Raw genomic sequence first — 20,418 nt, 5'->3', positions numbered from 1 at the left:
ACAGCCTGCCGGGCACAGAAATTTTAAAGGAACAGTTCCAGCACGAACACGACGGCACAGCAGGCCACAGATACCTGAAACAGGCTTGCGCCGAACCAAGCAGCTGCAATGCCTACCACCAGCGCCATGGCACCGGCAGCCGGGCTCTGGGTCGCGTTGACAATGGCCGGGAAGGTCATGACCGCCAGCGTCACATAGGGCACATAATACAGAAACGACTGAATGAAGCGGTTTTTGATGGGCTTGCGGATCAGTGTGAGCGGAAGGATGCGGATGGCATAGGATACCAACGCCATCACTGCAATGTAAATGTAATGATTATGCGTCATGCCCTGCCTCCTGCTCTTCTGGATTTACCGGAAAAAGAACTGCTGCAGCGCTGGAAATGAGCACTGTGAGCAAAATGGTGCGCGTGCCCTCCGAAAGAGCGGAAATACCCGGCAGGTAATTGCACACAAAGCTCAGCGCAAAGCTGATGGCAACAAGTGCAGCTACCACCCTGCTCTTACGCGCCGGAGGAATGATGATGGCAAGGAACATGCCGTAAAGGGCAACGCTCAGCGCACTGACAGCCCGCAGCGGCAGCAGATTGCCCGCAATGATGCCCAACGCCGTACCGATGGCCCAAGCCGGTGCCGCCAGCAGAATGGCACCGTAGGTATAATATGGGTTCAGGCTGCCGGGCCGTGCAATGGTGATGCCAAAAAGCTCGTCTGTCACATCATAACCGATGAGCAGCCTGTGCCAGAAGGGTGTGCCCGGCGCAAAGCGCTGGGCCAGTGCGCAGCTCATGAGCAGATAGCGCGCATTGGCGATCAGTGTGATGATAGCCACTTCCAGATAGGTCGCATTGGCCATGATGATGGCAAATGCAGCGTACTCGCCTGCCGAAGCGTTGTTCAGTAGGCTGACCAGAAAGCCCTGAAACGGGGTAAAACCTGCCCGGCGGGCCGCAATGCCCAGCGAGAAGGAAACAGCAAAATAGCCCAGCGCAATGGGAACGCCATCCCGCATGCCCTCACAGAAATTTTTTTTGCTGAAAGCCCAAACCGGCCTTTCTGCATTGACAAGCTCCGGGGCAAGGAGCTTACTTTTGGAATTCATCTTTGTTTTTTACTCCTTTCCTATTTCAAACACCGCTTTTTATTATACTCTCACGCACACAGAGAAGAAAGGGCTTTTTCACTTTCTTTTCGGCACAAAAGGAAAACGCCGCCTGAAAAGGCAGCGTTCTTCGTCGATTTATGCGCCCGGCACCAGAAAATGCATTGCCTGCGGCAGGACCTGCGTACCGGCTTCCAGCCCATTTGCCGTCAGGATCTGTGCCGGTGACACATGGAACCGTCTGGCAATGCCGAACAACTCCTCCCCTGCCTGTGCATAGTAGATGCGCAGTGCGATCTCCGGGTCCGGAGTCGTCAGCGGTTCGCCCAGCTCAATGCTGCCGATGCCCGGATGTGTGCTCCGGCAGAGGATGGCTCCTTCGGCACGGGCGGTGACCGTCACTTCCAATGTGCCGCCAGTGCAGCTGCACTGGATGCTCTCGGTGCTCAGCCAGCATTCCGGGCTGAACTGTGCACCCGGCGGGGCTTCTACTGCAAGCGGAAAGACAAGCTCCAGTGTTTTTTCGTAGCTTTCCAGCTCGGCAAGACTGTTCTCGGCAAAGGCGGTGGCAACGGCACGCACCGTAAAGGCCCAGCCATCGCGGTAAGGTGTTACCTGCGCTGGTCCATAAGACACAAAGCAGGCGCGCAGCTGAGCATCCGCATCTGGCAGCGGCCCGGAGACCGTGGAAGATGCTGTCTCGTTCAGCATACAGGCAAGATCTTCTGCTGCCAATTCCTGCGGCGTGACGGCGGTTTCAAACTGCGTAGAAAAGGCATCCGCTACGTATTGCAGCTGGCAGGGCCGCCATGCGTGCAAATGCATCATCACGCTGGCTGTCAGTTGGCCGCTGGCTTCCTGTTCGCCCTCCGCAAGGGCAAAGCCCACCGGCTCCAGCACGCACATGCATCTGCAGTCCTCTGCTACGCCTTCCAGATCCACCACCTGATTGAACGGCAGGGATGCCGCCTGACTTTGCAGGCTGCTTTCGCCTTCCGCACGCCAGGCGCATTGGGCACGTACCTCGCCCTTGACCACTGCCTTGCCCGCCAGCAGCTTTACCTCCCGCACGGCGGCGCTACCGGTAATATCCAGAATGGCTGCGGGCGGCTTTGCAAACACAAGCTCCCCTTCCACAGTGACCAGCTTTTCCAGCACCGCGGTGCTGCGCACGCCGTTCAGCGTCTGCAATTTCTGTTCAATGCCGCCATCGGCCAGCGCCGTGATCAGTTCCTGTTTATCCTGTGTATGGATAGTAACCACAAGACCATAGGCTCCGCGCACCTCGATGCGGTGCGGGTTTACCGCCCGGCAGTTGAGGTATTCGGTCTGCCCTTCTACCATGGCCATCCAGCTGGTGAAGGAGAATTCCGGCACCTCCAGCTGCTTTGTAAACGGCAGCTTCTGCTCGGTCTGGCAAAGCCCGGCCCCGTCCTCGCCCTGATAAAACACAGTGCAGCGCAGATAGCCTTCCAATGTAAGCCGCCCGGGCTGCAGCTGCTTTTGCAGCACCACCGGTTTTGCAAAGCATTTGACCAGCTTGAACACCGGCGGAAGATAATCTGAAATCAGGATCTCGGTTTCCAGCGGAAGTTCTGCCTTGACGGTGCAGCTCGTGCCTGCCTGCGGCAGCGTATCCCGAAAGATCTTCAGTTCCATGCAGTGTGCTCCTTTCCCTGTCCGTCTCTACTGGAAAAGTATGCACATGCTTTGCAGGATATGCGCGCAAAAAAGGCACCGTGCAAAACACACGATGCCTTTGGGCCTTTTGAAACAATCAGATCGTTTTGCGCAGGACAGCCGCCTGCATTACATGGTATTTCTGCATCAGCCGGACGGCAGCCGGTGTGATCTTCTCGCCGCTGACCACAATGGGGATCGCAGGCGGGCAGGAAACCGTCGGCATAGCGCAGATACGCCCCACCGCCTGCTCTGTGGGCACCTGCTCCTGCGGGGCAAACACGGCCTGCCGGATGCTGCAGCAGGTGTGCAATTCGTGTTCCAGCTCCAAAAGCTCACGATCGTTTTTTTCCGGGAGCGGGAACGGTCCCGGAAGGTTTTCCACAATGTGGAGAACGGCAGAAGTCAGCCGTTCAAAGTCCTGCGGCGGATTTGCCGGGGTGAACATCAGCACAACATAGCGCGGGTCGGCATATTCGCACTCGACCTTTGCGCTGCGCAGCGCTTCTGCAAGCTCTGTGCCGGTCATGCCCAGTGTAGCAGCATCCAGCGTGACCTTGAGAGGTTCGCTTTCCAGTGCCAGCGGCCCCGGGCAGTGTTTTGCCGCAGCGGCTTCGTTCAGCTCCCGGCGCAGGCGGGTCAAATATCCGCAGCACTGCAAAAGCCGCAGCGGATAGCCTTCCGACAGAACCTGATTGCATTTGTCCAGCGACTGCAAGATCAGGTAAGACGGACTGGTGGAACCAAACAATGCCAGTGCATTGCGCACAGCGGCTTCGTCCTGAATGGGGGCATTTTTGCCCAGATGCAGGTATGCGCCGCCAGTGACAACGGGCAGCGTTTTATGGCCGGAGTCGCAGCACATGGCCGCGCCCAGCGCAATAGGATGCTGACCGCCCTGCGGCAGAAAACGCAGGTATGCACCGTGGGCATTATCCACCAGAAGCGGAACGCCAAAATCCTTGCACACTTCGGCCAGCGCTGCAATATCCTGCACGCCGCCCAGATAATCCGGGCTGGTGATGTAGACGCCAAAGGGCCTTTTGCCCTGCTGTGCCAAACCCTGCAGCGCACCTGTCAGCTTTGCAGCTGACACCGGGCAGCTGCAAAGTGCACCGGCATCCTGCGGCGCAGGCCAGAGCCACTGGATATCAAAATCCAGCAGCGCCGCCGCATACAACAGCGCTTTGTGAGCGTTGCGCGCTGCCAGCAGGACCGGGCGCTGTCCGGCTGCGGGCGCAGCCTGCAGTGCAAGGCACAGCATTGCACGGATGCACTGGGACGAGCCCTCTGTGCTGTAATAGGTATGCACCGTGCCGAACAGCCGGGTAGCGTTGGCTTCGCTCTGGGCAATGATGCCGTCAGCCCCATACAGTTCATCCGCACCCTTTATTTCGGTAATGTCCCACGGCTCAAAGCCCAAAAGGCTCTGGCCCTTGTGGCCGGGCATATGCAGCCGCGAGGTGCCGGACTGTGCGTAACGGCGCACAAAATCCACAATAGGCGTGGTCGTGCTCATTCGCAGGCTTCGCCATCAGCACAGGCGTTACAGGTAGAACCAAGCTCAATAGGCACCTCGATGCCCTTGGCGGCAAGTTCCTGATTCTCAGCGACCTTGATCATGATAGCGCATTCCATTCGCTTTTTGAACAGCTCGCAGCCGTACTCATACACACCGGTAATGTTGCCGGTAGCGTGGTAGGAGTTTGCTGCACAGCCGCCGGAGCAGTACAGCTTTGCCCAGCAGTTCTGGCACTCCTTGCGGGCATAGGCGTTGCAGTGCTTGAACTCATCGCGCACGGCAGTGTTCGTAACGCCCTTCCAGATATCGCCCATCAGGTACTTGGGGTCGCCCACAAACTGGTGGCAGGGGTACAGATCGCCCCAAGGAGTAACAGCCATGTACTCCGTGCCGGAGCCACAGCCGGAAATGCGCTTGTAGATGCAGGGGCCGCCGGTGAGGTCAATCATGTAGTGGTAGAAGGTAAAGCCGCGGCCCTCGCGGTTGCGCTTGATCATTTCCTTGGCAAGGATCTCGTACTGTTCCTTCAGGATGGGCAGATCTTCCTCGGTCAGGGCACTGGGATCGCCGGGCTTAGACACCACAGGCTCCATGCTCAGCTCAGTAAAGCCGAGGTCGGCCATGTGGAAGATATCGTTGGTGAAGTCGGTGTTGTAGTGGGTGTAGGTGCCGCGCATGTAGTAGTTCTTGTCGCCGCGCTTCTTCACGAACTCCTGGAACTTGGGCACGATGGTATCGTAGCTGCCATGGCCTGCATAGTCCTTGCGGAAGCGGTCGTTGACCTCTTTGCGGCCATCCAGACTCAGAACGACGTTGTGGCACTCCTTGTTGCAGAAATCGATCACATCGTCATCGATCAGCATACCGTTGGTGGTCATGGTAAAGCGGAAGTTCTTGTTGTGGATCTTCTCCTGCTCACGGCAGTAGGCCACCAGCTTTTTGACCATATCAAAGTTCATCAGCGGTTCGCCGCCAAAGAAGTCCACCTCAAGGTTGCGGCGGGTGCCGGAGTTTTCGATCAGGAAGTCCATGGCACGCTTGCCCACTTCAAAGCTCATCAGCGCACGGTCGCCCTGATAGCGGCCCTGCGAAGCAAAGCAGTAGGAGCAGTTCAGGTTGCAGGTGTGTGCAACATGCAGGCACAAGGCCTTGACCACGGTGTTGCGGTTTTTAAAGTCGAAAGCCATATTCTCATAGGTATCCGGGGTCCACAGCTTGCCTGCTTCCTTCAGGTTGGTCACATCATCGATGCACTGACGCAGATCTTCCTCCGTGACATCCTCGCGGTCTCCATACTTTGCCATCATAGCCGAAACGATCTCGTCAGCAGTATGCTCCGGGTACATGGCAATGATATCGTATGCAACATCGTCCACCACATGCACCGAGCCGCTGCAGGTGTCCAGCACGATGTTATAGCCGTTCAATTGATACTGGTGTACCATTTTACTCTCCATTCCAATTATACAAAAAAATGCCGCCCGGCAAAGGCGGCAGGGGGTTGCAAAAATTACTTGTTGCTGTTCTCGCACTGCTGGTTAGCCACGCCGCAGGAGGTCTTGCAAGCGGACTGGCAGGAAGTCTGGCACTCGCCGCAGCCGCCGGTCTTAACGCTCTTGGTCAGGTCACGAGTAGCAATGGTCTTAATACGTTCCATAATAGAAAACCTCTCTAACTCTCAAAATTTCATCGCGCCGGACAAAGCCCAGTACGCATTTATCTTTGCTTATGATAACACGCAAGGGGCTTTCTGTCAAGATTTTTATGCTGCCAACCTGTCAAACCTGTCCAGCAGGCTGATACTTCGTCAGGACGGTGTGCAGCCCCAGCTCCCGCGCCCTGGCCAGTAAGTACCGGTAGCGGCACAAAAGCGCCTGCCGCTCGTAAATGCGCTGCTCGATCAGGTCTGTATCCACCTCCAGATCAAACATCATCTCATTGCGCCGCAGGCAGAACAGACATTCCTTCAGCTCTTCTTCCAGTTCTGGGTGATAACGTTCGTGCTCGGTATCCCGCGGGATGCGGCTCGAAAGCAAAGTTTGGGTGTTCTGGGCATGGGTTCGTTCCAGCATAGGCCGTCCTCCTCTTCTTTGTGTATCTTGAAGGTTTGTACATTTTAGTATATGAAGAGACCGGTGCAGAATATGCCAGTTTATGGTAAAGCAGAAACTTCTCCGCTGGTGCGCGCATTTTAAAAAAGTTTGCAATTTTTTCAAAATCACGCTTGACAAGTATCACTTTTCCGCGTATAATAGCACACGTTGAGCGGCTCACACTGCGAAACGCAATCGAATATTGGGGATTTGCATAGTGGTAGTGCGGTAGACTCTGACTCTACTTGTGGGAGTTCGATTCTCTCATCCCCAACCAAAAAGCCATCCGGTTTATGCCGGATGGTTTTTTTGTTCTATATTGTTATACAAAAACAGCGTACCGTCTTTGCGACGGTACGCCCATTTTTATGCAGTTATTACAGGATGCTGATGCGGCCTGCGCCGTAGGGATTCTCGTAATCCAGCAGATAGCCCGGGTAATCGGCCAGCGGGCTGTTTGCGGTGGTCAAATGCGGCAGACCCTCTGCATCTACACCGCCAAAGGTCATGGCATAGGTAGACATCACAAGGTAATCCTCAGACACATAGTCCTTGATCAGCTCTGCGCCATCAAACATGGCAAAGCCATCGCCCAGATTGCGCAGAGTGTAATTCATGCCAGCCAGAGCGTATGTCTTGCTCTCGTCCAGCGGTTCATAAGTACCGGAAGCCTTGTTGTAGATCTTCACGTTCTGCACGCGCGGAGTGCCGGTGGCACTGCCAATCCAGACATTCTTCTCGTCGGTCTGCACGGTGTTGGGGATATCGGCGTGGATCTCGTAGGAAGCGCCTGCCACATGCAGGAAGCCGCCGTTCTCCTTTTCCGTTCCGGCAAAGCGGGCTGCAAACTCCAGTGCATCCTGGATCTGCTTGCCGGTGACAGACATCAGACAGGCCACATTGCCAAACGGGCTGACCTGCTTGCAGGTCTTGAAGGTCCAGTAGCCGGCTTTCTCATCGGCGCGGATGCCGCCGCCGTTCATGATAGCGATGTCACAATGCAGCTGTTCCACCTCATTGAAGTAGGAGTAAATGCCGTCGGCCACGAAGTCGCCGAGATTCGTCTCTGCCATGCGGATGCGGCGCTTGCCAGTCTCGGGGTCGGAGATGTAGAAGTTCGTATCGGCAACAGCGATCTTCTCACCCAGCATGTCGTCCACAGAAGCGACCCATGCGTTCTGGATATCGGCAACGGCACTGTCGGAGCCTTCGTAAGAGGAGATCAGACGGGTGGCAATGGAGCCGTCAGCCTTGATGGTCATTTCGCCAACATTTGCAAAATAAGAGCCGGTCTGGGTCAGGGCGACAGCCTTGCCGGACAGATCCTTCACCCACTCACACTCCATCTTGGTGTGAGAATGGCCGTCGATGAATGCATCGAAGCCGGAGGTGTGCTCGATGACTTCCTTGCTGGTCCAGGGCGAAGAGGAAGGATCAACGCCCAGATGGCCCAGACCGATCACGTAGTCAGCCAGAACCTTGGCCTTATCAATGGACTTCTGCACAGCCTTGTACAGCTTCTGGCCGTCGTCACCGCCCAGAATATCATAGATATAGCGGCTCTGGCTCTTATCCATGAAGTAAGCCGGAGTAGACTTGGTGAAGGTCTCGGGCGTGGTGATGCCCACAAATGCGATCACGCGGCCGCCGATGGTGAAGTATTTGACATCCGGCAGAACGCGGTTGCCCAGCGGCAGATTGACCCAGTTGCTGGAGAGGTACGGAAAATCTGCCTCAGCCATTACCTCTTTTGCACGGGCCATGCCGTAGTCGAATTCATGGTTGCCGGGCGTAGCAACATCGTAGCCAGCGGCGTTCATCAGCTGGATGATAGAGGCACCTTCGTCCATGGAGCCATATGCGGTACCCTGAATATGGTCGCCCGCATCTACCAGCAGGACATTTTTGCCTGCATCCTGATAGCTCTTTTTCAAAGCTGCGATGGCAGCATAGGTCAGTTCCGGCGATTTTTTGTCGATGTAAGTATGAACATCGTTGGTGTACAGGATCGTAATGTCCTTAAAGCTGCCGGGGTAACATGCAGACGCAGCGGGTGCGCCCAGACTTACGGCAGCAACGGCTGTGGTGACACCTGCGGCTTTCAGGAAGCTGCGGCGGGAGATAAGCTGTTTCATGGAAAAACGACCTCCTCTTAAAACTCTCTTTTGTTTTTATCGGGCGCACAGAACCAGCCCGACGCTTGTTATATTAAGCATAACACACAAAACACCCAAGAACAACCCGGAATCGCACAATTTGTTCACAATTCACGGTACCAAGTCACACTTTTTGTGCAACATTATTCCTTTTCAGGGCAAAAAACAGCCCGCATCTGCAGCCAGTCCTTGACTGCAAAAGCGGGCTGTTTTCAAAGGGGATTCAAAAATGGATCAGAGCAACGAGCTCAAATCGCATTGTATTCCTTGAGGAATTTCTCAAGGTCGGTACCCTCGATCTTTTTCAAAGCTTCCTTCATGGCAAGGCGCGGGATGAGCGGCAGATCCATGTCGGTGATCTTCTTGCCGTCGCGCAGCTTGACCGTTGCATCGATCAGGGCACGTACATCATAGGTGCTGCCCCAGACCTCGGGCACACCGCGGTCGATGTCCAGCAGGGTGTACACAGCTTCCATACCGGTGCGCATGGAGTATTCTGTAGTGAAGATGGTGTCACGGCCGGTCTCGGCGAACTGACCCAGGAAGGCAAAGTTGACAGCACCCTCCGGCACGATATCAGGACGGTCGCCCATCGCACGCGGCATAAAGAATGCATCGATATACGGCATCATGACCGGGATGGTGTTGGCACTGTGCTCGGCCAGCTCTTCGATCTGATCCTCGGGCACACCAATGTGGTACAGCCATTCCATGCACAGTTCCTTGCCGGTGCAGTCGCGCATGGCCTTTTTGACGTAGTTGCCGGGCTTATCACTGAACAGGCCGTAGACCCAGACGCACAGCTGGTTCTTGGGCTGGTCTCGGAACTGCTGCTGACGGTTCAGCGTCCAGCTGAGCAGCCAGTTGGAGTCCTTAACGGTGACGATGCCGCCGGTGACGGTGTGGCCACTGAACGGGTCACGCTTGCAGATCTTCTGGATATACTGTGGGATCTTGTCGTCCAGCGTAGTGATGGTGGCGCTTTCCCAGTTGGAATGTTCGGGGTCGGAGCAGAACTTTTCAGGATTGCCGAATGCGGGGTCCTGTGCAGCAATCTTCTTCCACAGGTCCCAGCCGTTGCCCGGCTTGATGGTGGGATCAAAGCCTGCTGCCTTGTCCTGTGCGCCCATCGTGCAGCTTTCCACGCAGCCGCCGTTGGTGATGAACAGCAGATCATTTTCGGTCAGGTCAATGGTGCTGATCTCACCTGCGTGCTCCACAACCACGCTGCTTGCCTGCTTGCGCTTGCCATTGATATCAAATTTCACGTCCACGACCTTGGTCTCATAGTGGAACTGCACGCCGTGGTCCTTCAGGTAAGTGACCATGGGCAGGATGATAGATTCATACTGGTTGTAGCGGGTAAAGCGCAGGGCGGTGAAATCCGGCAGGCCGCCGATGTGGTGGATATAACGCTTGAGGTAGAGCTTCATTTCCAGAGCACTGTGCCAGTTTTCAAAGGCAAACATGGTGCGCCAGTACAGCCAGAAGTTGGAGTTCAGCACTTCATCATCAAAGAAATCGGTGATCTTCTTATCCTGCAGCTGCTCGTTGGGGGTGAAGAAGAGTTTCATGATCTCCATAGCACCCTTATCAGACAGGCCGAACTTGCCATCGGTGTGGGCATCCTCGCCGCGGTTGACGGTAGCACGGCACAGTGAATAGTTGGGGTCTTCCTTGTTCAGCCAGTAGTACTCATCCAGCACACTGGCACCCTCGGTCTCCAGAGACGGAATGGAGCGCAGCAGATCCCACATGACCTCGAAGTGGTTATCCATCTCGCGGCCACCGCGCATCACGTAACCGATATCGTATTTGTAGCCGTCGCAGGCACCGCCGGGGATGGGGTCTTTCTCAAACACATGCACATGCTCGCCCTTCATCTGGCCGTCACGCACCAGATAACATGCAGCTGTCAGTGCGGCCAGACCGGAACCAATGATATATGCAGATTTATGATCGACACCCTCCGGCTTTTTAGGAGTTGCAAATGCTTCATAGTTGCCACTGGAATAGTACATAGAAAAGCCTCCCTGCTTTTTATTGCTTTTTTCGGCATCCTTGCGCCGTCCTTATGGCAACAGTATACCCCGCGCCGCCGCAGCAGACAACAAACAAACTTTAGCGGGTGTATAAATTTTATACAATCATTCTGTTTTGCTGGAAATACGTACAAATTGTGACAAAAGCCGCCCTAATAGCGAATCGTTCTGTGCTATAGAGTGCTTTATAAACCAGTTTCAGCAAAAAGAAAAGCACCTAGATTTTAACGAATCTAGGTGCTTTTTGTTGGTGGAGGCGATGGGAGTCGAACAATAAAAAATGATTGAGTGGCGTCAAAAACATATCTGCAACGCGCCTAAACACTTGCTAAAAATGTAGTGGGGTTGGTTTGTAACCCATGTATTTTGCTACGTTTACAAAAAAGAGTGTTACCAAAACTGTTACCAGAGTCAGGCCTGTGCCTTTTTGAATGCCGCGGTGGTAGCGGCAGCAAGATCTTCCCTCTGACCGTCAAGCTCGTGCCGATACACTCCGGCAGTGTCCATGTTCTTGCTATGGCCCACGAGCATCTTCAGCTGGCTGTCAGTCAGGACGCTGGATTCAACACTGACAAAGGTGTGCCGCAGCTCGTAAAGTGAAACTTTCGGCTCAAGCCCGTTTGCTTCCTGATAGGATTCCCAGCGGCGATAGAGCGCGTGTTCTGACGGGATCTGAAACAGCGGGGTATTGTAGTTCAGAAGTATACCTTGAGCCTTCAGAAGCTGCACCTGTGCCTCGTATGCCTCGCGAGCTTCCTTGCCCATGTCAAAAGAGCGGATTGCGTTTTCGTTTTTTCCGGTCGTCTGTTCCCGGTGCACGTTGATGCTGCGCCGAAGGTTGACCGTGTTCCCTTTGATGTCTCCATACCATAAGCCAATCAGCTCTCCGGGACGCAGGCCGGTGGAAACGGCAAAGCGATAGGCATAGATATACTCGTCAAATACCGGCTTTCCGTAGTAGGTACGGGTATCTACGCTAAACAGCACCTTCAGAGCGGTGGGCTGAAGAATTGTGCGTTTTCCCATTCTCGCATTCTTCGGGATAGACAGATCAGGATGCAGTGTCGTGTACTTGTTCCTTCTGCACCACTTGACAAAGGCCGTTTCCGCCGCCCGAATCGTCATAAGCGTTTTGCGGCTCAATGGCTTGTCTGAAATCGGCTTGCGCTGGTTCTTCTTCTGGGATCGCTTCCGAAACGAAACGTCGATTGCCTTTTGAAGGTCGCCCTCGGTCAGCTCGTCAATGCGGATGTTCCCGCAGGTCGGCAGGATATAGCAGTCCCCGTAACGCTTGCATTGCGTAACATAGGATGTGCCACAGGTGAGCTTCAGCTCTTCCACCCACTCTGAATAAAGGGCGCTGACCTTCTTTTTTCCGTCTCTGATGCTATCATCAAGCCATGCATCCGCTTTTGCGTTTGCTTCCCGTTGTCCTGTTCGGCCCGGCGTACTGCTGTAAAAGCGCTTGCGGGTGCCGTTCTTCTGAACTGCGATGCACCAGCGCTTTTCCTTTTCGACCCAAAACGCTGTGTTCGTTCTCTTTTTCATCGTTCTGCTCCTTTCGGTTGAAATTGCAAAAGCATCAAATTTTTTGATATTTGTTGACAGTAACAACCGTTTGATGTAACATATGGTTGTGAGCAGTTGTTTTGTGAGCTTTGGCGAGGTCAACAAAACAAAAAATGGAACCATGGAGGTAACACGCAGATGCAGGATAAAACGGCTGTTCTCGGAAACACCCCGGGTGTTGAGGAGGACGAGCGATACATTGAAAAGGCGTACAGAACTCTCTCAGAGGATAACCGCAAAAAGCTGGAAGTATACGCTGCCGCGCTGCGAAGAACCCAGCTCTCACATGAAGGGACTGATTGAAACGGTTCCTTTATACATTGGCCCTTCGGCTTTGCCGAGGGGCCTTTTATTTTCCAGCCAGTTCAAATAATTCAGCGCTTGCTTCGCCAAGGGCTGTCTTTTGCCGGTCGCTCATATAAGAAAGGTAGGGTTCAAAAGCCTGATGATACTTTGCTGCCCAGTTTTCCTTTGCCTTTGATGTCTTGAGCGTCAGTATTTTGTTAGAATACTTTATCTGGGTTCGATGTATAAGTTCTTCTATTGCGCCATCCCTGAAGTCTAAATCTGTGTATTTGTTCAGCGAATCGGTGGTAGCAGCATTCACTCCGTATTTTTTACAATCTTCAAGCATCATAAGCCGACCAACGCAAAAATCGTATCTCATAAAGAACGTTGACGGTTCAGTGGTTGACGAGAGGATTCTGGCACAATCTTGAGCCTGTTTCAAAAGCTGAGGGGCTAATATCCTTGCATTCGCACGAGAGTTGACAAGATCCATTTGCCCCATCCACTCAGGATTTGGTGAGTATTTTGAACGTTCATCTTCTTCCGCTGCTTCAACAGCCATCTTGCCAATGACCTTTGTAGCCTTTTTCAACCATTTGAAAATTCCCATTGTAAACTCCCTATAAAAAAGAAAATGGAAAACAAAAAGCAGGGCTTGCGCTCAGCAAACCCCGCTCTTACAAGTGAATGATATTCTACGCCACATGGCACCCCGTCATTCCCGGAGGATAAACATAGAACGAGGATTAACTTTTGTTTTCTTTTTCAAACTGAGCTTTGAGCAGTTCGTACATATTGACCATTGGAAGCTCGATTTTTCCATGATTAAGAACCATAGAGGACATAACCTCCATTTTTGAACGGGCAATGCCATACACCGCTGCAGAGCCGTTGAACCACAATTTTGTTTCAAAATCTTCGTCAGGTACGCTCTTATCAATCATAAACTTGCCGTGTATAACCATGTGATACTTGCAGGAAGCTTCTGAGCCATCCTGCAATGAATAAACGCCGTCAAGAATGAGCCTGACATAAGCAGCCTTCTTAGAAGGATCATCAATTGGAACTTGCTCACTGATAGAAACGGAGAGCTGATGCGTTAATTCACACTGCGACACAGCATCAATGATATTATTATCAAAAGAGCATTCCGTAAGAAAGCTTCCAAGATACTGAATGTCAGCTTCAAACTGCTTTGCATCCATTGTGTGCACCTCCGGTTGGCTTTTTAGGTGTTTCAGGGAACCGAATCAACCTTGACGAAGAAAAGTCAGGCGTTTTAAAAGCTGTGTTGTTTGCAGCATCAGACTTCACATTTTCAGGTTCGGTGGACATGATTCTTTCATCGGGCTTCAAAGGGCACTGTACCGACAGCCCCAAAGCATCGGCAATGTCAATCAAAGTGTTGATGGTATAATTGCATTCTCCGCTCTCCCAGCGGGAAACAAGGCTCTGCTTTACCCCCATCTTTTCAGCAAGGTCTTTTTGTGTCCAGCCTTTCTCCATGCGGGTATCGTGAATCATCTGCTGGATTTGAATATTTATTGCGGCTTTTGCCATCTCAGCAGCGGACATGTTTTGGGTAATGGCTTTGATTAAATCAGATAAAGTTGCTCTGCAAGACATAATCAGTCCCCCTTTTTAAGTTCATTAAAGCGCTGCTTTGCAATAGGAGTATATTTGGGATAAGCGGTGTTTTGATGCCCTGCGCGCTCATGAAAAGCGGTTAGAAGGTAAACCATTTCATTCTGATAGACAAATAGAACACGTATGTTTGAACCCGGAAGTAAAAAGCGCATGGAACACAAAGGAGATTGTCCGACAAGATATTCCATGTTTGATTTTTTCTTGCGAATACAAACATCTCCATAATCCCGGAGTTTTGCAAGATTATCAGAGAGTCTTGACATGAACTGTTGCTCAATTCCGCCTCTTCTCAAAAGGAGAACAAGTTCTGGTATAAAAAGCTGGTGAATAGAAAGCATGCTGCCATATCTTTCAAAAAGATCTTCTAGCAGCATTTGAAACAATACGTCGTTCAGATTGACCACATCCTGTCTGCGGCTATACTATTATATCACTTATAAGTGATATTTACAACACTTTTATACATTTTTACACTATTATTATAGTAGGATGTCTGCGCTTTAAGGTTTCTTTTCTTCTTTTTCCTGCCCAAGCAGGAGCAGCTCTGCATATTCTCTCAGCTTCCGTATACTTTCGGCATTCAAGCCCTCCATCAGGCGGTCAACGTCTGACTGGGGGGCTTTTTCTTTTTGCTCAGGGGCAGCCGGGGCTGGTACAGGGGAAGGATCATCGGTTTCACCGTTGAGGTATGCTGCGCTGGTGTTCAACTCTGCAGCCCACACCTCAAGGATTTCGGGCCTCACCTTTTTGGTGCGCTTGAGGTTGCTGCCAGCTTTTGACGGCAGGCCAACAAGATCATAGAGGTGTGACTGCATCTTCCCCTGCTTCTTGCACAGGTCGTAAAACCTATCATACTGGAATGTTCCATAATCGTCACTTATCTGCATGTCACTGTCTGTTGCAGAAGGATCATCCGTCTTTCCAAGAAGGTAGTCAACAGACGTTCCAAGCGCTGTTGCAAGTGCAGGGAGGTACTTCACAGGGACATCTGCATCGCGGCTTGTTGCGTTTGCCAGATATCCTGAGCTTTTTCCGATAGCTTGGCTGAGGAATGAAATGGATACTCCATTCTTGTCGGCAAGATCGCGAATCCTCGAAATGTTCCCCATAAATAGCACCTCGCAATAAAAATTTAATGAAGAATAAAAAAATACGAAAAAATAATAGAAAACTATTTACAAAATAATTGTATAGTAGTATAATTGCAAATGTAAAGAGCAGATATCCTACATAAATAATACTACCATATCAGTAAAAAATCAACAAGCGAGGTACAAAACGATGAAAGACTTCAACCTGAAAATCTCCGAGATCAAGAAGGCAGAGCGGTTCGCAGCAAAGGAATCTGGCAAGACCTGCTTCATTGCAGCTATGAGCTATTCCGGCGCTGATGTGTTCGGTTGGCAGGATGTGCTCTGCGAGATGGACAGCGCCGAGAGCGGCGAGTATGTCAGCACCGTTCACCTTTGCGTTTACATGAACGACCGCCGCCGGTCTTATGTGGCCCGCGTAATGCCCACTGTTTGATGATGAAAGGATGGCTGAACATGAACGCACTTTCTATCAACATCCCTGACAACTTTGTTGCAGACTGCAATAACACCTTAGCGCGGTACTACGCCGCCCAGACCGATACCGAGCGCCGGGCGGTCCTTGACCGTCAGACTGTTGAAGGCCTGTGGTGGGCAATCAAGTTCGTCAGCAAGCTCTGCACCCCCTTCATGAGCGACAGAGAGCTGAAGCACGCAATCCGTCTCACTCACTTCCGTGGCTCTGTATGCCCGGAGTTTAAGGCTTGAAAGGGAAATCTATTGACCCGCCTGATGATGGCTGCCCGGCAGCAGCCGAAACCATTCCGGTGACGTTACTGGGATGGTCGCGGGAGCCACCGCACAACACAATAATTTTTGGAGGTACAAAATATGTCTGCAAATGTTGAAACGATGTTCTATGTCCGCGAGAAGCCTTGGCACGGTCTGGGAACGATGGTGCAGGAAGCGCCCACCAGCGCTGATGCCCTGCGTCTGGCCGGTCTGGACTGGACGGTTGAGGCCCGCGATATGTGGCTGAACGGCGGTTATGAGCCGATTCCCGGCTACAAGGCGAATGTGCGCAGCTCTGACAACAAGGTGCTGGGCGTTGTCAGCGACAAGTACCGCATTGTGCAGAACGCTGATGCATTTGCCTTCACGGATGCCCTGATTGGTGGCGATGTCCACTACGAGACAGCGGGCAGCCTGCTTGACGGCAAGAAGATCTGGCTGCTGGCAAAGCTGCCCGATTCCGAAATCTGCGGAGATAAGACAGAGCCTTATGTCTGCTTCTCCAACACACATGACGGCTCCGGCGCTGTCCGCGTCTGCATGACCCCTGTTCGGGTGGTCTGCAATAACACCCTGAACCTCGCCCTGAACACGGCACAGCGGGCGTGGAGCGTGCGCCATGTGGGCGATATCAGCACCAAGCTGGTGGAAGCGCAGCAGTGCCTTGAGATGGCCGGAAAGTACATGGACGCTCTGGCTGAGCGGGCAGATCAGATGGCAAACACCACCGTATCTGACGAGCGCCTGCGGAAGATCCTTGACGAGCTGTTCCCTGAAGCGGATGACATGAGCAACATCCAGAAGCGCCATGTGCAGGAGATGAAGGACGGCTACATGGTCTGTGTGATGGCCCCCGACCTTGCAAAGTTCCGCAATACCGCATGGGGCGCGGTGAACGCCATGAGCGATTTTGTTACCCACAGCGCTCCTCACCGTAACACGAAGAACTATCAGGCCAACAACTGGAACAACGTCATGGGCGGTCACTGGCTGATCGATGCAATGACAAAGGCTGTTGCCCGGTAAATCAAAAGGCTGTGCTATCTGGCCTTACGGGCGCTTTTATGAACACACAAAAGTATTACGCATGGTATACCGTTTGGGACAGAAAAACGGGGCGGCTGCTATGCAGTGGTCGCCCGGCAGACTGTGCAAAAGCCCTCGGCTTTGCAAGCAAAAAATCATTCTGGGCCAGCATCAGGCACAGCCAAAAGCGCGGGCACCAGCGGAAATACGAAGTTCTGCGCGAGGAAATCAGAAAATCGGAGGTTGATTGAAAATGACAAGACGTGATGAAATTGACGCAGAAATCAGGAATCAGGCCGTGCGCCTGTATTCGCGCTGCACCGCCCTGTTTGAGCTGCCGACAATGGTTTACTGGCAAATCATGCAGGATAACACCCTTCGGCACAAGCCGTACAGGGTCAGTGAGGAACACTGCAAGAAGATCATCCTTGCAATGCCGGAGTTTGATTAAGGAGTGAAAACTATGAATGAAAAAGAACACCAGAGAGCTGCCGATGTAGAAGAAGCCCGTGCAAAGCTTCTTGAATGCTTTCCCGGCAGTTTCATCCGTGATTCTGACGATGTAGGGTACGAGTTTATTGCTCACCCGCGCACAAACCAGTCTTTCATCTTAGAGGATTGTCATTACGTTGAAGATATCGAAGCAAAGGTGTTGGAATGGCTTTCACGGGCAGCATTCAAAACCGCACCGTATTCGCAGGAGTGGCGAAACCGGCGCTTCCACGAATTTATGCTTTCGGGGGTCAATGCTTTTCTTGACACCGATTTCTCGGAAGAAGATATGGATCTGATCTATACCTATATGGGCAACGAAATAAGACACGGTCTCACCATGGCCTTTATCGACCACGACATGAGCATGAAGTGGCTGAGAGAGCATATCCCAACTGAAAGGACATCATGCACTACTCTTGAAGATGCTGAAGACGCTTTGGTTATCACCGCAACACCCACGAAAGAATGACCATCCGGCACCGGCTGAAAGGCTGGTGCTTAATTTTTTACTCCCTATGAATAAAAATATACTGAAATAATATAAAAAACTATTTACAAAATAATTTAAAAGTAGTATAATAACTAATGTAGAGAGTACCACCAAACAAACAGGAGGACAAAAACATTGCAGGATTAACTCAAAAAAAGCGCTATAAGGTGTACGTCTACAACATGGCTGATAGGTTCTGGGACTGCTACGAGGTCAACGCCATCGACCCGGTGGATGCCCGGAACGTGGCAGTGCAGCGGTTGATCGACGAGACCGGGCACGGTCTAGACATCTACGAGCTGGCCGATGTGTGCGAAGTCAAAGAGTAAGGGAGGGCTGAACGATGGACATTTACGAGAACGCAGCTCGGGGCAGGCGCATCCGGGAAGTAGCTGATGCGGACAGCGTTAGTTATGTTGTACCCACAAGAGGTTACAACTGGTTCCGCTGGAAGGGATGCCGCCGGTCTGGCCAGTGGATTCACGGCGCGGAAGCCGAGACGCATTGCGATGCACTGCAAGTCTACTACAATGGCGCATGGCACCCGGTCGTTGCTTTTTCTCACGGTTATATTGGCCTGGCGGCTGACTACACCGTGGCTGGCGTGAAGATGTTTAAGGAGAAGGAAACGCTGAAGCCTTGCCCTTTCTGCGGGCAGGAGCATACGACCATCACTGAATCTAATACTGAGGGCATTCGGATTAGATGTCCGAAATGCAATATCACATTTACCCGCGATTTTTATGAACATCGCGGGGAATTGGGCAGGCAACGAACTATTGAAGCGTGGAATACTCGCCCTGAATAACCCCACCTGATGATGACCTCCGGCAATGGTCGAAACCATTTTCGTCACGCCACGAAAATGGTCGTGGGAGCCACCCACAGAAAGGAGAACCGATATCGTGACCAAATATTACACCACTCAGGAGACCGCCAAAGCGCTTGGCGTTTGCTATTCGCGGGTCTTACAGCTTCGGAAGCAGGGTCTTCTGGATGCCTACTCTCACGGCGAGAAGGGCAGCAAGAGCAAGTTTTACTTCCGCGTTGAGGACGTTGAGCGCTACAAGCAGAGCCGGGACAACCCGGAGCAGCCGCCTTTGAGAAAGGTCAGCACAAGGGAGACCGACTGATGAACGGGCGCAACAAATACTGGCGGGAAGCCCGCTGGGACAAGAACCAGCCTGAACGGCTGGCACACATCAAAGAAAAGAGGTCAAAAAAGCATGATGAAGGTCGTACAGGGAACGTTTCAGCAGATTCCGTATTGGAAGCTGCGGGGCCGGTTTCACAGCTGCGGGTTCCGGGATCAGGAGATTGCAAATGCAATCGGCATCGGAACTGACACAATGAGCAAGCGGATGAACGGGAAGCAGCCTTGGACAAGCACTGAGATCGCAGAAATTTGCAAGACGCTTGATATCCCGCAGGATGAAATCGGGGAGCTGTTCTTCCCTACTGTTGAGAAAGGAGAATCCGCATGAGAATCAAATCTGGCGTTTGGTACTGGCTGGCAATGGGGAGCTTTGCGACGGGCCTGCTGTACAGCATGGGCCTCGAGGGCACTTGTCAGACCGGCGGCACCATTTCGGACGGTGCGTTCATTACGGCTATGGTGCTGATCCTGCTGGCAATCTTCTTCATGCTGCAGGGCTTTGCAGCCGAAGCGCGTGAGAAGCGGCCCCGCAAGATTCACCAGCCGCAGGCCAATACCGTGAAGAGCGGCAGGAAGGCGGGCTGAACATGGCAGTCAACAACAATATGATCTATACACGTATCTGTGTTGACTGCGGGAAGGTGATGCGCAATGTGGGGCCGCCGCGCGGAGCGGTGCCCGGAGTGCCGCGCTGTACATATCAGGGTGAAAGCTCTCGAAGCGAGCTACCGGGAGCGCACAGAGCAACTTATCCGCCAGCAGGAAGAGCGGGCAGAGGCAATCCATCAGGGCCTTGTGGATGACAACGAGCGTTTCACGGCAAGCGCCGGAACCTACGGCAAAGGCCGCATCAAAGAGATTATGGCCGCACAAAAGAAAAAGCAGCCCGCTGGTGTTGGCGCACCGGCAGGCTGCAAGGGTTGATGGATTTTACAGGTCACATCAATCCGAAGATAACACATTTTCGGAGGTTTTACAAGATGGAAAAAAATTATGTTGAGATTCAGGGCCGCTTTTCGAGTGACGGCAAGTTTATGGACGGCAAGTACGTCCCCGGCATCGTTGACGAGCTGCTTGACAGCGTTTCGGGTGCATTCAACGACACTACCGGTCTGCACCGCCTGCGCGTCACGGTCGAGGTTGAAGATCTGGGCGCGGATGTCAAGTTCGGAAAGCCCGCAAGCGAAACGCAGCACTCCCCTGCTCCGCAGCGTTTGACCGTTGGAAAGTTGATTCCCGCACCAGACATCTCCCCTACCGCCATTGACCCGGCACCGGAGGTGGCAGTATGAACCCGATGTATGATCTCGCCCTTGACGGCTACGGC

General features: G+C 52.7%; 28 protein-coding genes and 1 tRNA gene. 14 read left to right on the top strand and 15 right to left on the bottom strand.

Translation table 11 applies throughout. The annotated features are described in order from the left end of the window. Positions 1-23: 23 nt before the first annotated feature. From GKG36_RS06490 to GKG36_RS06460, 7 genes are all read right to left on the bottom strand, one after another. Positions 24-329 carry an AzlD domain-containing protein gene (locus tag GKG36_RS06490; RefSeq protein WP_005942135.1) on the bottom strand — a complete coding sequence of 102 codons (306 nt, stop codon included), beginning with the start codon at positions 327-329 and terminating at the stop codon, positions 24-26. Then, positions 319-1,104 carry an AzlC family ABC transporter permease gene (locus GKG36_RS06485; RefSeq protein WP_154259812.1) on the bottom strand — a complete coding sequence of 262 codons (786 nt, stop codon included), beginning with the start codon at positions 1,102-1,104 and terminating at the stop codon, positions 319-321. The genes GKG36_RS06490 and GKG36_RS06485 overlap by 11 nt, the downstream gene beginning before the upstream one ends. A gap of 138 nt (positions 1,105-1,242) precedes the next feature. Continuing rightward, positions 1,243-2,763 carry an SPOCS domain-containing protein gene (locus tag GKG36_RS06480; RefSeq protein ID WP_154259810.1) on the bottom strand — a complete coding sequence of 507 codons (1,521 nt, stop codon included), beginning with the start codon at positions 2,761-2,763 and terminating at the stop codon, positions 1,243-1,245. A gap of 118 nt (positions 2,764-2,881) precedes the next feature. Then, on the bottom strand, positions 2,882-4,303 hold the full coding sequence (locus GKG36_RS06475; RefSeq protein WP_154259808.1) for an amino acid decarboxylase: 1,422 nt from the start codon (positions 4,301-4,303) through the stop codon (positions 2,882-2,884). After that, positions 4,300-5,751, bottom strand: coding sequence for a thioether cross-link-forming SCIFF peptide maturase (scfB, locus tag GKG36_RS06470; protein ID WP_165853647.1), 1,452 nt, complete (start codon positions 5,749-5,751; stop codon positions 4,300-4,302). The genes GKG36_RS06475 and scfB overlap by 4 nt, the downstream gene beginning before the upstream one ends. Positions 5,752-5,816: 65 nt before the next feature. Then, the gene (gene scfA, locus GKG36_RS06465; RefSeq protein WP_005926683.1) at positions 5,817-5,963 is read right to left on the bottom strand and encodes a six-cysteine ranthipeptide SCIFF; all 147 of its coding nucleotides are present in this window, start codon (positions 5,961-5,963) and stop codon (positions 5,817-5,819) included. A 121-nt stretch (positions 5,964-6,084) separates the two neighbouring features. Continuing rightward, positions 6,085-6,378 carry a hypothetical protein gene (locus GKG36_RS06460; RefSeq protein WP_005942150.1) on the bottom strand — a complete coding sequence of 98 codons (294 nt, stop codon included), beginning with the start codon at positions 6,376-6,378 and terminating at the stop codon, positions 6,085-6,087. A gap of 224 nt (positions 6,379-6,602) precedes the next feature. On the opposite strand from GKG36_RS06460, the gene GKG36_RS06455 reads away from it, so the two are divergent. Further along, a tRNA-Gln gene (locus GKG36_RS06455) sits at positions 6,603-6,676 on the top strand. 100 nt (positions 6,677-6,776) lie between these two features. Here GKG36_RS06455 and GKG36_RS06450 read toward each other — a convergent pair. From GKG36_RS06450 to GKG36_RS06440, 3 genes are all read right to left on the bottom strand, one after another. Then, the gene (locus GKG36_RS06450) at positions 6,777-8,534 is read right to left on the bottom strand and encodes a bifunctional UDP-sugar hydrolase/5'-nucleotidase (protein WP_005942151.1); all 1,758 of its coding nucleotides are present in this window, start codon (positions 8,532-8,534) and stop codon (positions 6,777-6,779) included. 269 nt (positions 8,535-8,803) lie between these two features. Then, a complete protein-coding gene (locus GKG36_RS06445; protein ID WP_120079241.1) occupies positions 8,804-10,576 on the bottom strand; it encodes an oleate hydratase in 1,773 nt (590 codons plus the stop codon). 432 nt (positions 10,577-11,008) lie between these two features. Continuing rightward, a complete protein-coding gene (locus tag GKG36_RS06440; RefSeq protein WP_154259806.1) occupies positions 11,009-12,289 on the bottom strand; it encodes a tyrosine-type recombinase/integrase in 1,281 nt (426 codons plus the stop codon). Between the two features lie 15 nt (positions 12,290-12,304). Between GKG36_RS06440 and GKG36_RS06435 the strand changes: the two genes are divergently transcribed. Beyond that, entirely contained in the window at positions 12,305-12,469 is a 165-nt protein-coding gene (locus GKG36_RS06435) for a hypothetical protein (RefSeq protein ID WP_154259804.1), read from the top strand. Between the two features lie 46 nt (positions 12,470-12,515). On the opposite strand, the gene GKG36_RS06430 is transcribed toward GKG36_RS06435, so the two are convergent. The 5 genes from GKG36_RS06430 to GKG36_RS06410 all read right to left on the bottom strand — a co-directional run bounded on the left by GKG36_RS06430 (position 12,516) and on the right by GKG36_RS06410 (position 15,210). Beyond that, positions 12,516-13,064, bottom strand: coding sequence for a hypothetical protein (locus GKG36_RS06430; protein WP_154259802.1), 549 nt, complete (start codon positions 13,062-13,064; stop codon positions 12,516-12,518). A gap of 136 nt (positions 13,065-13,200) precedes the next feature. Next, on the bottom strand, positions 13,201-13,659 hold the full coding sequence (locus tag GKG36_RS06425) for a hypothetical protein (protein ID WP_005946607.1): 459 nt from the start codon (positions 13,657-13,659) through the stop codon (positions 13,201-13,203). Continuing rightward, entirely contained in the window at positions 13,640-14,080 is a 441-nt protein-coding gene (locus tag GKG36_RS06420) for a helix-turn-helix domain-containing protein (protein WP_206671179.1), read from the bottom strand. The genes GKG36_RS06425 and GKG36_RS06420 overlap by 20 nt, the downstream gene beginning before the upstream one ends. Before the next feature lie 2 nt (positions 14,081-14,082). Next, the gene (locus tag GKG36_RS06415; protein ID WP_154259800.1) at positions 14,083-14,505 is read right to left on the bottom strand and encodes a hypothetical protein; all 423 of its coding nucleotides are present in this window, start codon (positions 14,503-14,505) and stop codon (positions 14,083-14,085) included. Positions 14,506-14,601: 96 nt separating this feature from the next. Next, positions 14,602-15,210, bottom strand: coding sequence for a hypothetical protein (locus tag GKG36_RS06410; protein ID WP_154259798.1), 609 nt, complete (start codon positions 15,208-15,210; stop codon positions 14,602-14,604). 172 nt (positions 15,211-15,382) lie between these two features. Between GKG36_RS06410 and GKG36_RS06405 the strand changes: the two genes are divergently transcribed. The 12 genes from GKG36_RS06405 to GKG36_RS06350 all read left to right on the top strand — a co-directional run bounded on the left by GKG36_RS06405 (position 15,383) and on the right by GKG36_RS06350 (position 20,383). Next, entirely contained in the window at positions 15,383-15,628 is a 246-nt protein-coding gene (locus GKG36_RS06405; RefSeq protein WP_154259796.1) for a hypothetical protein, read from the top strand. 20 nt (positions 15,629-15,648) lie between these two features. Then, positions 15,649-15,900 (top strand): hypothetical protein, encoded by a 252-nt coding sequence (locus GKG36_RS06400; protein ID WP_243139004.1) that lies wholly within the window; start codon positions 15,649-15,651, stop codon positions 15,898-15,900. A gap of 123 nt (positions 15,901-16,023) precedes the next feature. After that, positions 16,024-16,950, top strand: coding sequence for a DUF932 domain-containing protein (locus GKG36_RS06395; RefSeq protein ID WP_154259794.1), 927 nt, complete (start codon positions 16,024-16,026; stop codon positions 16,948-16,950). 253 nt (positions 16,951-17,203) lie between these two features. Then, entirely contained in the window at positions 17,204-17,401 is a 198-nt protein-coding gene (locus tag GKG36_RS06390) for a hypothetical protein (protein ID WP_154259792.1), read from the top strand. A 12-nt stretch (positions 17,402-17,413) separates the two neighbouring features. Then, positions 17,414-17,914, top strand: coding sequence for a hypothetical protein (locus GKG36_RS06385; protein ID WP_194167073.1), 501 nt, complete (start codon positions 17,414-17,416; stop codon positions 17,912-17,914). A 203-nt stretch (positions 17,915-18,117) separates the two neighbouring features. Further along, a complete protein-coding gene (locus tag GKG36_RS06380) occupies positions 18,118-18,264 on the top strand; it encodes a hypothetical protein (protein WP_154259790.1) in 147 nt (48 codons plus the stop codon). 14 nt (positions 18,265-18,278) lie between these two features. Then, on the top strand, positions 18,279-18,743 hold the full coding sequence (locus GKG36_RS06375) for a Lar family restriction alleviation protein (protein ID WP_154259788.1): 465 nt from the start codon (positions 18,279-18,281) through the stop codon (positions 18,741-18,743). Between the two features lie 97 nt (positions 18,744-18,840). Next, a complete protein-coding gene (locus tag GKG36_RS06370; protein WP_173012906.1) occupies positions 18,841-19,068 on the top strand; it encodes a helix-turn-helix domain-containing protein in 228 nt (75 codons plus the stop codon). A gap of 93 nt (positions 19,069-19,161) precedes the next feature. After that, entirely contained in the window at positions 19,162-19,419 is a 258-nt protein-coding gene (locus tag GKG36_RS06365; protein ID WP_154259784.1) for a DUF739 family protein, read from the top strand. Continuing rightward, positions 19,416-19,676, top strand: a complete 261-nt coding sequence (locus GKG36_RS06360; protein ID WP_154259782.1) for a hypothetical protein — start codon at positions 19,416-19,418, stop codon at positions 19,674-19,676. Before GKG36_RS06365 ends, GKG36_RS06360 begins: the two co-directional genes overlap by 4 nt. 66 nt (positions 19,677-19,742) lie before the next feature. Further along, positions 19,743-20,015 carry a hypothetical protein gene (locus GKG36_RS06355; protein ID WP_154259780.1) on the top strand — a complete coding sequence of 91 codons (273 nt, stop codon included), beginning with the start codon at positions 19,743-19,745 and terminating at the stop codon, positions 20,013-20,015. A 56-nt stretch (positions 20,016-20,071) separates the two neighbouring features. After that, positions 20,072-20,383 (top strand): hypothetical protein, encoded by a 312-nt coding sequence (locus GKG36_RS06350; RefSeq protein ID WP_154259778.1) that lies wholly within the window; start codon positions 20,072-20,074, stop codon positions 20,381-20,383. Positions 20,384-20,418 lie beyond the last annotated feature (35 nt).

Source organism: Faecalibacterium sp. BIOML-A1 (assembly GCF_009679715.1).
Classification (GTDB): domain Bacteria; phylum Bacillota; class Clostridia; order Oscillospirales; family Ruminococcaceae; genus Faecalibacterium; species Faecalibacterium taiwanense.
This window is presented reverse-complemented; position numbering and strand designations above follow the sequence as displayed.